General features: G+C 30.4%; 13 protein-coding genes. 12 read left to right on the forward strand and 1 reads right to left on the reverse strand.

The window, feature by feature from the left end:
• Positions 1-47 precede the first annotated feature (47 nt).
• Positions 48-1,496 carry a YfcC family protein gene (locus tag BN2409_RS12205; RefSeq protein ID WP_053956902.1) on the reverse strand — a complete coding sequence of 483 codons (1,449 nt, stop codon included), beginning with the start codon at positions 1,494-1,496 and terminating at the stop codon, positions 48-50.
• Positions 1,497-2,004: 508 nt separating this feature from the next.
• Here BN2409_RS12205 and spoIIGA point away from each other — a divergent pair.
• The 12 genes from spoIIGA (at position 2,005) to pstB (ending at position 13,082) form a co-directional block, all read left to right on the forward strand.
• Positions 2,005-2,901: a sigma-E processing peptidase SpoIIGA gene (gene spoIIGA, locus BN2409_RS12210; RefSeq protein ID WP_053956903.1), complete on the forward strand. Its 897-nt coding sequence runs from the start codon at positions 2,005-2,007 to the stop codon at positions 2,899-2,901.
• Positions 2,902-2,941: 40 nt separating this feature from the next.
• On the forward strand, positions 2,942-3,664 hold the full coding sequence (sigE, locus tag BN2409_RS12215) for an RNA polymerase sporulation sigma factor SigE (protein WP_053957738.1): 723 nt from the start codon (positions 2,942-2,944) through the stop codon (positions 3,662-3,664).
• A gap of 116 nt (positions 3,665-3,780) precedes the next feature.
• Positions 3,781-4,554, forward strand: coding sequence for an RNA polymerase sporulation sigma factor SigG (sigG, locus tag BN2409_RS12220; RefSeq protein WP_053956904.1), 774 nt, complete (start codon positions 3,781-3,783; stop codon positions 4,552-4,554).
• Between the two features lie 319 nt (positions 4,555-4,873).
• Entirely contained in the window at positions 4,874-5,161 is a 288-nt protein-coding gene (locus BN2409_RS12225; protein ID WP_330375449.1) for a YlmC/YmxH family sporulation protein, read from the forward strand.
• A 77-nt stretch (positions 5,162-5,238) separates the two neighbouring features.
• On the forward strand, positions 5,239-5,694 hold the full coding sequence (gene nrdR / locus BN2409_RS12230) for a transcriptional regulator NrdR (RefSeq protein WP_053956906.1): 456 nt from the start codon (positions 5,239-5,241) through the stop codon (positions 5,692-5,694).
• A 214-nt stretch (positions 5,695-5,908) separates the two neighbouring features.
• Positions 5,909-6,727 carry a peptidoglycan editing factor PgeF gene (gene pgeF, locus BN2409_RS12235; protein WP_053956907.1) on the forward strand — a complete coding sequence of 273 codons (819 nt, stop codon included), beginning with the start codon at positions 5,909-5,911 and terminating at the stop codon, positions 6,725-6,727.
• 20 nt (positions 6,728-6,747) lie between these two features.
• Positions 6,748-7,440: a response regulator transcription factor gene (locus BN2409_RS12240; RefSeq protein WP_053956908.1), complete on the forward strand. Its 693-nt coding sequence runs from the start codon at positions 6,748-6,750 to the stop codon at positions 7,438-7,440.
• 9 nt (positions 7,441-7,449) lie between these two features.
• On the forward strand, positions 7,450-9,237 hold the full coding sequence (pnpS, locus tag BN2409_RS12245; protein ID WP_053956909.1) for a two-component system histidine kinase PnpS: 1,788 nt from the start codon (positions 7,450-7,452) through the stop codon (positions 9,235-9,237).
• A 285-nt stretch (positions 9,238-9,522) separates the two neighbouring features.
• Positions 9,523-10,380, forward strand: coding sequence for a phosphate ABC transporter substrate-binding protein (locus tag BN2409_RS12250; RefSeq protein WP_053956910.1), 858 nt, complete (start codon positions 9,523-9,525; stop codon positions 10,378-10,380).
• Between the two features lie 156 nt (positions 10,381-10,536).
• A complete protein-coding gene (gene pstC, locus BN2409_RS12255; protein ID WP_053956911.1) occupies positions 10,537-11,421 on the forward strand; it encodes a phosphate ABC transporter permease subunit PstC in 885 nt (294 codons plus the stop codon).
• A gap of 3 nt (positions 11,422-11,424) precedes the next feature.
• Positions 11,425-12,309, forward strand: coding sequence for a phosphate ABC transporter permease PstA (gene pstA / locus BN2409_RS12260; protein WP_110943113.1), 885 nt, complete (start codon positions 11,425-11,427; stop codon positions 12,307-12,309).
• A gap of 14 nt (positions 12,310-12,323) precedes the next feature.
• Positions 12,324-13,082, forward strand: coding sequence for a phosphate ABC transporter ATP-binding protein PstB (pstB, locus tag BN2409_RS12265; protein WP_053956912.1), 759 nt, complete (start codon positions 12,324-12,326; stop codon positions 13,080-13,082).
• The last annotated feature ends 34 nt before the right edge of the window (positions 13,083-13,116 follow it).

Here is a 13,116-nt window from a genome sequence, read left to right on the forward strand (position 1 = left end):
TTTATGATCTCATCTATATCTAGATATGGTTATTTCTAATAGCTAAACTATAAACCTAACATCATAGCCACACCTATAAAGACTACTTGCATTGCGAATAGTATACCTGCAAGAGGTAAAAACCATTTCCACCATTTTTGTAGTGAAATACCACCTATCCCACAAACAATGACACATCCACATGTGGGCCACACTAGATTTGAAAGTCCATCGCCAAATTGAAAGGTAAGACAAGCTATTTGTCTGCTTACGCCTAACATATCAGCAAGGGGAGCCATGATTGGCATGGTTGCAGCAGCCTGCCCACTTCCTGATGGGATGAAAAAGTTTAATATTGTCTGGAAAACTAGCATTGCTTGAGCAGACAGCATGCTTGGAAATCCTTTTAATAAATTGGACAATGTATAAATAATTGTATCCATAATAGAAGCATCTTTCATTACAATTACGATTGCCTTTGCAACCCCTGTTAAAAGACCACCCCATACAACAGTTTTTACTCCTGTCATAAATTCATCTACATATTTATTTGGAGACCATCCGTCAATACCAGCAGCCACCATGGACATGATAAGGAATAGACCACAAAGCTCACCATAACCCCATCCCAGCTTCATCATACCATACATTAAAAAAGTAAGGGTAATCACTACGTCAATCATGATCAGTATTGATTTTTTGTTCATTTGGTATTGATCCAAATCTTTCTTTTTAAATTCATGAACAGACCTTTCTCCATATACAACAGATAACTTTGGATTATTCTTTATCTTTTTACCATAAAGAATAACATAAACAGAGCATGCAAGGATAAAGCATATTAAACAAAATGCTCGAAAACCTGTAGAAGAATAAATGGGGACACCTGCGATGGCCTGGGATACTCCTACAGTATACGGATTCAAAGTAGCTCCCATGAATCCAACATACTCTCCCAGCACGATTATTGCAAATCCAAACATGGCATCATAGCCCATGGCAACACCGAGTCCTACCATAAGGGGAATAAAGCCATAAAATTCACTCAACATTCCAAACATGGATCCACCCAGCGCAAATATAGACATCAAAATTGGTACAAGTATGATATCTTTATTACCCATCTTCCGAAGAACTGATCCAATACCTGCATGAAATGCCCCTGTCTTAACTAAAATACCAAAAGTCCCTGCGCAAGTAAAAATTACAAAGATGATATCAGCAGCATCTACACATCCTGCATAAAGGGATTTGAAGTACTCAAGGAATCCTGTTGGATTTGCTTCAGATCTGGCCAAATAATGGAATGTACCATCGATGGCGATGGTTCTCATTTTTCCGTTAATATCCACTTCCTGATAATCGTATGTTCCAGGAGGAACAATCCAAGTTAGTAGTGCCATTAACATAACAATAAATGCTACAATTATGTAAGTATCTGGCATGACAAACCTTTTTTTGTTTTTTGATTTTTCTTCTTTCGATAATCCATTTTTCTCTCCCATACTTTTCTCCATCAGAAATCCTCCTTAATATAGTTATTTATAAATACATCTGATTTCATTAATATGCAATAAATATGCCAGAATATTCTGCGTTTTGCAATTGATTATTTTGAAGTATAGTAATCATTATACAATAAACTTGTACTATGATTTTCTCTTTAAAAGGGAAATCTACCCTTTTAATCCCCTTTAATCATCCCTTTTTTCCCTTTTAAATATGGTAGTTAAATTGAATGTATTTTTTAAAAAGAATTTATATAAAAGGACAAATTGTGGATAATTTTAGAAAATTAGATTTTCATAAAATTTTAAGTAAAGAAAATTTTCAATGAAATAAAGAATTTTATTGATTTCAAGAACAATTCTCTTAGGAATATAGATTTTTTTATCATAAAATAGTCTTTTTCGACTTCAGAGAATGACAAAGTTTGAATCAAAAATTATATATAATAGTTATAAGTAAAAGGACAATTGAATATTTCTATAACAAGTAGAGTATCTCCTTGTTGGAGGCGTGTATATGTTTGAAGTATATGGAGAATATTTGTTTATTGAAAATTTATTAATGAATTGGCTGATCCTTCATCTGACTGGATATTTTAGCAAATATGATATGAAGAAATGGAAAATCTGGGTTGGAGCTTCTATTGGGGCATGCTATGCTTTTGTAATTTTTTTCCCATCATTAAGTTTTTTATATTCTTTTTTAATGAAATTTATTGTTTCTATATTTATTATTATTGTTACATTTACACCTTATAAATTTAAAGATTTTGCAAAGCTTTTAGGTATTTTTTATTTGATTTCCTTCATGTTTGGAGGGGCAGCATTTGCATTGTTTTATCTTACAGATTTTCATGGAATGGTTAGTAATGGTATTTTTTATATGGGAAATTTTACAATGAAGCTTTTAATCTATTCTGGAATTGTTGCATACATATTGATAAAGTTTTGTCTAGAATATATTCAAGTAAGGATTTCAAGAGATGAGCTATATATTCCCATTTGTATCGAGGTAGAAAATCATAGTAGTAAATTAAATGCTTTATTAGATACAGGAAATTCTTTATTTGATCCATTATCTAAATCTCCTGTGATTATTGTAGAATATACAGCCATTAAGGATTTGTTTCCTACAGATATACAAGATGTATTTTCTAAGGGAGAGAGTGGGAATTTAGACTTGATTACTCAGATTATTGACGGTTCTAAATGGATTCATCGATTTAGAATGATTCCATTTAAGTCTTTAGGGCAAGAAAATGGAATGCTCATGGGATTTAAACCGGATCAAGTCAAAATGCAAGATGAAAAGAATTTAAAATGTATCCAAAATATTATTATAGGCGTATATACAAAAAAGTTATCTCAGGATGGAGACTATGAAGCCTTATTACATCCAGATCTATTAAAATAAGCTGATGGATTAAAGGGGAGGAGTTACAGTGATTAGGGTTATCCAAAAAACAAAGCGATTCTTCAGAGCATTGATTGTAAAATTATTTAAAAAATTAAAATGGATAGATGAAGAAAGTGTATTTTATATAGGAGGCAGTGAGGCATTGCCTCCTCCATTGACTCCTGATGAAGAATTAATTTTAATGGATCGATTGGAGCAAGATAATGGTGAAATAAGAAGTATATTAATAGAAAGAAACTTAAGATTAGTAGTGTATATTGCAAGAAAGTTTGAAAATACTGGAATTGGAGTAGAAGATCTTATTTCTATTGGAACGATAGGACTTATTAAAGCTGTGAATACCTTTGATCCTAAGAAAAAAATTAAATTAGCTACGTATGCATCTAGATGTATTGAAAATGAAATTTTAATGTATTTAAGAAGAAATAGTAAGGCAAAATCAGAAGTATCATTTGATGAGCCACTTAATATTGATTGGGATGGAAATGAATTATTGCTCTCAGATATATTAGGAACAGAAAACGATTTGATTTATAAGTTTCTTGAAGAAGAGGTAGATAAAGAATTATTAGGAATTGCATTAAAGAAGTTGTCTAAAAGAGAAAAGAAAATTATGGAACTTAGATTTGGTCTAAATAATGGAGAAGAGAAAACTCAAAAGGAAGTTGCAGATTTATTAGGAATTTCTCAATCTTACATATCAAGGTTAGAAAAGAGGATTATTACAAGGTTAAGAAAGGAAATTAAGAGATTAACATAAAGAAGTCATACGACTTCTTTTTTTTATGGTATAAAACGGAAAGTATAAAGAAAAAGCAATGAGGCAATAATTTCTATTGTAAGGGGGCAATAATCCATAGAAATGGAGGCATTGTCATGCATATTAATAAAGTAGAAATTTGCGGAGTAAATACAGCAAAGTTACCAGTTTTAACAAATGCACAAATGAAAAAACTATTTGAAAGAATCTATCAGGGAGATTTAACAGCAAGAGAGGAGTTTATAAGAGGAAATTTGAGATTGGTTTTAAGTGTAATTCAAAGATTTAACAATAGAGGAGAGCATGTAGATGATTTGTTTCAAGTAGGATGTATTGGTTTGATTAAAGCTATAGATAACTTTGATTTAAGTCACAATGTAAAGTTTTCTACATATGCTGTTCCTATGATCATAGGAGAAATCAGAAGATATTTAAGAGATAATAATTCTATACGTGTAAGTAGGTCTCTAAGAGATACAGCTTATAAGGCACTTCAAGTAAGAGATCAATTAATTAGTAAAAATTCAAAAGAACCTACTGTATCAGATATTGCAAAAGAATTAGATATTCCAAGAGAGGAAGTAGTATTTGCACTAGATGCCATACAAGATCCTATATCTTTGTTTGAACCAATATATCATGATAGTGGAGATGCGATATTTGTAATGGATCAAGTGAGTGATGAAAAAAGTGAAGATGAAACGTGGTTAGAGAGTATTGCTCTAAAAGATGCTTTAAGAAAATTAACTGGAAGGGAAAAACATATATTAACCTTAAGATTTTTCGAAGGAAGAACTCAAATGGAGGTGGCAGATGAAATTGGAATATCTCAAGCACAAGTGTCTAGACTTGAAAAAACAGCACTAAAACATATGCGCAAATATGTTTAAAACAAAAGCATTTTTATGCTTTTGTTTAGCTTATAGAAAAAGCCATAAAAAACTTCACTAATTTTCAAATTTGGAAAATATAAAGAAACGATCGAAAATAGCATTACAAACTGGCTTATGCTCAAACAGTGTAATGTTAATCATTTTCTCACTTATTCTATATTTTCGCAAATTTTTAATAAATGTTTCGTATTTTATAGCTTTTCTAAAATATAATTTTTTAAATAGTATGAACAAAAGCATTTCGATGCTTTTGTTTTTTAATGCATATATTTTATGGACAGATTATATAATGGTATAAAAGACAATATAAGTAAAAGTGGGTGAGAAAATGATTAGTACCTATGATTTAAGAGAAAAAGAAATTATCAATATAACAGATGGAAGAAGATTAGGATATGTATCAGATATAGAGGTAAACTTAGAAAAGGGAAGAATAGAAGCACTTGTATTACCAGGTCCAGGAAAAATATTAAATTTTTTTGGAAAAGAGAATGATTATTTAATTACATGGAGTGAAATAAAAAAAATTGGAGTAGATGTAATATTGGTTGCATTAAGAGATGAAATCATCGTAAAAGATGAGGAAAATGGAAAAAATGAGTAGACATCCCCTATTAAGCATATTATAATTGGGATAACAGCAGATAATCAAGTTTCCAGTTGTATAGGGGGGGGAGAGAGATGAATTGTCCATTTTGCGAATATTTTGATACAAAAGTAGTAGATTCAAGACCTACAGAGGAAGGACAAGCAATTCGCAGAAGAAGAGAATGTGGAAAGTGTAAAAAGAGATTTACGACCTATGAAAAAATAGAAGAGATTCCGTTAATCGTTATAAAAAAAGATGGCAATAGAGAAGCTTATAATAGAAATAAAGTTTTAAATGGAATTATACGAGCTTGTGAAAAAAGACCTGTACCTATGAAAGAGATTGAAATGATGCTAGACGATATAGAAAAGAATCTTCATAATACTATGGAGAAGGAAATAAGGAGTACTTATATAGGAGAACAAGTTATGAATCATTTGAAGGACTTAGATGAAGTAGCTTATGTAAGATTTGCTTCTGTGTATAGACAATTTAAAGATATTAATACATTTATGGAAGAATTAAGAAAAATGCTTAATGAAAAATAGTGTAGATAGCAAGTTATGAAATAACTTGCTATTATTTTGCCCTTTAGGAAATTATATAAATGAATAAATTGTGGATAACTTTAGAAAGTTAGATTTTCATCAAATTTTAAGCAACGGAAATTCTAAATGAAATGAAAGAATTTCGTTGGCCATATGAGCAGTGACCATAGGAACATGCGAATTTTTTGTATAGAATAAAAGAAGGAGGAAAAATATGTATCCTTTTATAGAAAATAAAAGTACAGATGAAGTAGTTTTTTTTACCATTCCTAGTTTTGAACAAACGAATCTTGTAAAACATGGATTTAGTAGCAAAATAGGAGGCGTGAGTCAAGGAAAATATGCAAGCTTAAATTTAGGATTTAAAACAGAAGATTCAAACGAAAAGGTAGAAAATAATTATAAAAAAATAGCTAAGGCTTTAGATATTTCTATAGAAAATCTAGTTTTTTCTGATCAAGTTCATAAAGATCATATCAAAATTGTTACAAAAAAAGATTGTGGAAAGGGAATCATAAAAGAAAGTGATATAAAAGAGATTGATGCACTCATTACCAATGAAACAAATGTAGCTTTAGCAACTGTTTATGCAGATTGTGTACCTATTTTTTTATTAGATCCTGTAAAGAAGGTTATTGCTTTAGCTCATGCAGGATGGAGAGGTACTGTTCTTAAAATTGGAAAAAAAACTGTTGAAAAAATGATAAACGTCTATGAAACAAATCCAAAGGATTGTTTAGCAGCTATAGGACCATCAATTGGAAAGTGTTGCTATGAAGTAGATGAAAATGTTATAAAAGAATTTAACAAAGATTTTACAAATCTCAATAAGTTTGTATTTTCCAAGGGGAATGGAAAGTATATGCTAGATTTATGGAAAGCAAATCAAATTACTTTAAAGGAAATAGGACTTTTAGAAAGAAACATAAGCATAAGTAATATGTGTACCATGTGTCATAGTGAAAAATTTTTCTCTTATAGAAGAGATCAGGGTATAACTGGAAGGATGGCTGCCATCATAGAATTAAAATGATGGGTGAAAGGAGAGATCAAATGCCTAAAAGAAAAGTTTTAGTGGTAGATGATGAACAGCATATCATAGAGCTTATTCAATTCAATCTAGAAAAAAATGGATTTTTTGTAATCACTAGTGAAAATGGAGAAGATGCTATCAAGATTGCACAAAAGGAAATTCCAGATTTGATTTTATTAGATTTGATGCTTCCTGGAATAGATGGATTTGAAGCTTGTAAACAAATTAGAAATCATGAAGCTACTAGTAAAATTCCTATTATTATGCTTACAGCAAAAGGAGAAGAAACAGATAAAGTTTTAGGGTTAGAATTAGGTGCAGATGATTATCTTACAAAACCTTTTAGTGTTCGTGAATTAATTGCTAGAATGAAAGCTGTTTTGAGAAGATTTGAAGAGCCTTCAAAAGAAACTCTTCAAGTCATTAAATTTAATGATATTGTAATTGATACACAAAAACATGAGGTCATCAAAGATGGAAAGCAATTAGAATTAACTTTAAAAGAATTTGAATTGTTAAAGATATTAGCTAAAAATAGAGGAAAAGTTTTATCACGAAATTTCTTATTAGATGAGGTATGGGGATATGACTATTTTGGAGAAACTAGAACTGTAGATGTTCATATTAGACATCTCAGAAAGAAAATAGAAGATAATGATAAATATCCTATCTACATAGAAACCATCAGAGGAATAGGATACAAAATGAAATAGGTGAAGAAAATGCAAAAAAAAATTTTTGCAACTTATATGGTATTAATTTGTTTAGGAATTATTTTAACAGGAGCATTGACTCTTAATTTTATCAAAACAGGGTATATAGAGCATATAGAAAACAAATTGATAACAAATGCCAACTTAATGAATTGTTTTATAGAAGAAAAAATTGAAAATAAAACATCTAATCCCATAAAATTTTATGATTTTGCACATAAATATTCAAAAGAAATCAATGCAAGAGTAACGTTTATTGATAAAAATGGAAATGTCATAGGTGATTCCCAAGTACTAGAAAAAGATATAAGTTATATGGAAAATCATTTATCTAGACCAGAGGTTAAAAGTGCATTAAAAGGAGAGATAGGAAAAAATGAAAGAAGAAGTACTACTACAAATATAGATTATTTGTATATTGCTGTTCCTATTATAGTAGATAATGAGGTATATGGAGTAACAAGGCTGGCTTTTCCATTTATAGAACTAAGAGAGTTAAATAGTAGGCTTTTGCAAAGTATATTGATTGCTGCTTTGTGTGGTTTTTTGGTAACGATTATATTAGGATATAGATTTGTAAATAAAGTTACAAAACCTATTGAAGAAATTACAAAGAGTGCAAAAAAAATAGCAAATGGACACTTTCATCATAAAGTTTATACAAAAAGTAATGATGAAATAGGTATTTTAGCAGATACATTTAATCTGATGGCACGAAAGCTTAATCATACTATATCGGAGATAAGAGATAAAAATACAAAATTGCAATCTACATTAGAAAGTATGAATGAGGGATTGTTTGCAATTGATAAAAATTATAATATTATGCTTATGAACTCTATTGCAATGAAGCTTTTTCATATTGAAGATAAAGATGTGGATGGAAAGCACATATTAGAAGTCATCAGAAATAATAAAATTCATGATATATTAAAAAATATTTTAGATAATAATTGGATTGGAAGCAAGGAAATTAGTATAGATTATCCGGATACTAAGATACTTAAAATTCATACCAATTTTATTCGATTAGATATGGACCCTACAAGAATTATTGGTGTAATGGCACTCATTCAAGATGTAACAGATATGAGAAAGCTCGAGAATATGCGTTCTGAATTTGTTGCAAATGTATCTCATGAATTAAAAACCCCTCTTACTTCTATTAGCGGATTTATAGAAACACTAAAAGAAGGCGCGATGGATAATGAGAAGGTACGAAATCGTTTTTTAGACATTATCGATATAGAAACAGAGAGACTCAAAAGATTAATTGATGATTTGCTTACCTTATCTTCTATTGAAAATCATAAGATTGCAGTAAAAAAAGACCCTCTCTGTATCCATGAAGTATTTCAAGAAATTCATGTCATGATGAAATCATTAGCAGATCACAAAGAGATTGATTATACTACAGAAATAGAGGTGGATTTACCTAGAATTTATGGAGATCGAGATTGGTTTAAACAAATGATTTTAAACTTAATAGAAAATGCAATTAAATATACAGGGGAAAAAGGAAAGGTGAAGGTTTTTGTATATGAAAGATACAATAATATCTTTATCATGATAAAGGACACAGGAATTGGAATACCTAAAGAACATATTCCAAGATTATTCGAAAGATTTTATAGAGTAGACAAAGCAAGATCTCGAAAGGTAGGGGGAACTGGATTAGGACTTGCTATTGTAAAGCATATTGTTCTATCTTTTGGTGGTGATATAAAAGTAAATAGTAAAGTAGGGAAAGGTTCAGAGTTTACTGTAAGAATTCCTATTGAAGAGAAAACAAACTAGTTTTCTCTTTTTTTATTCATTAGGAAACTATATAAATGAATAAATTGTAGATCATTTTAGAAAGTTAGATTTTCATCAAATTTTAAGCAACGGAAATTCTGAATGAAATGAAAGAATTTCGTTGGCGATATGAGCAATTTCGAGAGGAATATGCGAATTTTTTTTACACATATTTAACAATCTGTTTATTTGTTTTTAACAAGAGAACAATATACTAAGAATGTAAAGTTTGAAAGAAAAATGAAATAGCAAACTTTAAATTTTATAAAAATGGGGGAAAGTGAGATGAAGAAAATATTATCTTTAATGATGGTACTTATTTTAAGTTTGGGAGTTTTAGCAGCTTGTGGACAAAAGGAAGAACCAAAAGATCAACAATCAGAATCAAAAGTATCGGGTAAAATTATTATTGCAGGATCTACATCGGTACAACCATTATCTGAGGAATTGGTCAATGCATTTAATCAAAAATATCCTGACGTATCTATTGAAGTACAAGGTGGAGGATCAAGTGTAGGAGTGAAATCTGCAAATGATGGGATTGCAGATATTGGAGCTAGCTCAAGAGAATTAAAAGAAGATGAAAAAGATTTGGGGCTAGAAGTATATACTATAGCTAAAGATGGTATTGCTGTTTCGGTGAATCCATCTAATGAAGTAGAAGATTTGACATTAGAGCAAATTAAAAAGATTTTTACAGGTGAAATTAAAAACTGGAAAGAAGTTGGAGGAGACGATCAAGAAATTATAGTCGTAAGTAGAGAAGAAGGATCTGGAACAAGAGGAGCTTTTGTAGAAATTACAGGAGTAGAGGCTAAAGATGCAAATGGAGAAAAAATAGATCAAACTACTAAAAAAGCATTAGTACAACCATCTACAGGAGCAGTAAAACAGACAGTTGCAAATACACCAAATGCAATTGGATATATATCTATGGGAGCAAAAGATGATACAATAAAGAGTATAAAAGTTGAAGGAGTAGACGCTACAGAGGAAAATGCAAAAGCAGGAATCTATAAGATCTCTAGACCTTTTAATTATCTAATAAAGGGAGAGAAATCAGAAGCAGTAAAACAATATATAGATTTTGTAATGAATGAAGGACAAGAGATTGTAAAAGAGGAATTTATCTCAATTAAATAGATATGGAATAAAATACAAAAGATGGAGAAATCCATCTTTTGTATTTTGGTTATGAATTAACATGAAATTAACAAAAAGTTAATGGTTCCATAAACAAGTAAATGAAAATTCTAGATAAAATGAAAATGAGAGATTTCATAGTGGGAGGAAATAAAAATGAAAATATATGAAAAATGGATCGAAATCTTTTTATTTGTTTGTGCCACCATAGCAACCTTATCAGTTTTTTTAATTACTTTTTTTATTTTCAAAGAAGGAATGCCTATGATTAAAAGTTATGGATTATTTTCCTTTGTATTTGGGAAAGATTGGAGCCCTACAAATGGACAATATGGAGCATTTCCTATGATTGTAGGCTCTATATCCGTTACACTAGGAGCATTAGTGATTGGAATTCCAGCGGGAATTACTTGTGCAGTATTTTTAGCAGAAATTGCACCGAAATCGATTGTAAGGATTTTCAAACCCGCTATTGAGTTGTTAGCAGGTATTCCATCTGTTGTATATGGATTATTTGGACTTTCTATATTGGTACCTTTTATTAGAGTATATATATTACCTATTGTACAAAAATTTAATGCTGATGCTTATACATCTGGATATAGTATTTTGGCAGGATCAATCGTACTAGCTATTATGATTCTACCAACTATCGTAAGTATTTCAGAAAATGCTATAAGATCAGTACCAGATGAGTATAAAGCAGGATCACTAGCTCTAGGGGCAACTCATTTTGAAACTATTACAAAAGTTATTCTTCCAGCAGCTAAATCAGGAATCATAGCATCTGTAGTTTTAGGAATGGGTAGAGCGGTAGGAGAGACTATGGCAGTTATATTAATCACTGGGAATATGCCAAAAGTTCCAGGCGGAATATTAGATTCAGTTTCTACACTAACAGGAACCATTGCCATGGAAATGGGTTATGCAACCCCTACTCATCAAAAGGCTTTATTTGCTACAGGAATCCTCCTCTTTGTATTTATTATGCTTTTAAATATGACAGCAACTTTTACCATGAAGAGAATGGGGGCGAAATAAAATATGGTAGTTCATACAAAAGTTCATACACCAAATGTATTGTTTAAAAAAAATAAATTAAATATAAAAGAAAAAATTGTATCTATATGGATTTATGCGATAGCTTTTCTTACAATTTTAGCGTTATTATCTATTATTGGTTATATACTCATAAATGGAATCAAACATTTAAATCTTGAGTTTTTTATTCAAGAGCCAAAAAGCATGGGAAGAGAAGGTGGAATTTTTTCAGTTATTGTAGGAACAATTTATTTAACAGTAGTATCTATTGGAATTGCAACACCTATAGGAGTTTGTGCAGCTATTTATTCAACAGAATATGCAAAAGAAAATAAGTTTGTAAAATTGATTCGGTTTGGAACAGAAACTTTAGCAGGAATTCCATCTATTATATTTGGATTGTTTGGATTTGTATTCTTTGTTATTTTTTTAGGATTTAGGTGGTCTATTTTATCAGGTGGACTCACTCTAGCTATGATGATTTTGCCAACTCTCATTCGAACAACGGAGGAATCCATCAAAACTGTGCCGAGATCATTTAGGGAAGGAAGTTTAGCACTAGGTGCTACAAAATGGCAAACTATAGTAAAAGTAGTTCTTCCAAGTAGTATATCAGGAATTTTAACAGGACTTATTTTAGGAATTGGAAGGGCTGTAGGAGAAACGGCAGCAGTGATGCTTACAGCAGGAAGCTCATTAGGAGTTCCTACTTCTATACTAGATCCTACGAGAACTATGTCGGTGCACTTATATTTATTGGCATCTGAAGGACTATCTAAAGAAAAGACTTTTGCTACAGCATCAGTACTCATTATATTGGTTTTATGTATCAATTTTTTATCTAATGTAGTTGTCAATAAATTTATAAAGAATACAAAAGTTTCATAGAAGGGAGATAAATTATGAGCAATGTAAAGATTCGTGTCAAAGATCTCCAACTGTACTATGGAGAATTTCATGCACTTATGGATATTAATATGGATGTTATGGAAAATAAGGTTACAGCTTTAATAGGACCTTCAGGTTGTGGAAAATCAACTTTTTTAAGAACTTTAAATAGGATGAATGACTTGATAGATCATGTGAAAATTAAAGGAAATGTATTTATAGATGAAATGGATATTTATGATTCTTCATGTGATTTAATACATTTAAGAAAAAGAGTAGGAATGGTTTTTCAAAAACCAAATCCTTTTCCGAAAACAATTTATGAGAATATTGCATATGGACCTAAGATTCATGGAATAAAGGAAAAATCAGTATTAGATGAAATTGTAGAAAAAAGTTTAAAGAAGGCTGCACTTTGGGAGGAAGTAAAGGATAGATTAAACAAGCCTGCTTTAGGATTATCAGGAGGGCAACAGCAAAGACTTTGTATTGCTAGATGCTTAGCAGTAGAACCAGATGTTATTTTAATGGATGAGCCAACTTCCGCATTAGATCCTATTTCTACTTTAAAGGTTGAAAATTTATTAGAGGAATTGAAAAAAGATTATACCATTGTTATTGTTACTCATAATATGCAGCAAGCAGGAAGGGTATCAGATTATACATCTTTTTTCTTAAATGGAGAAATTATAGAGACTGACCTTACAGATAATATATTTTCAAAACCAAGAGATAAAAGAACTGAAGATTATATTACTGGAAGATTTGGTTAAAAAGACTTGTGGTAATAAGTCAAGATAGAAAAAG

Origin of the sequence: Inediibacterium massiliense (assembly GCF_001282725.1) — a bacterium.
GTDB classification, from domain to species: Bacteria; Bacillota; Clostridia; order Peptostreptococcales; family Thermotaleaceae; genus Anaerophilus; species Anaerophilus massiliensis.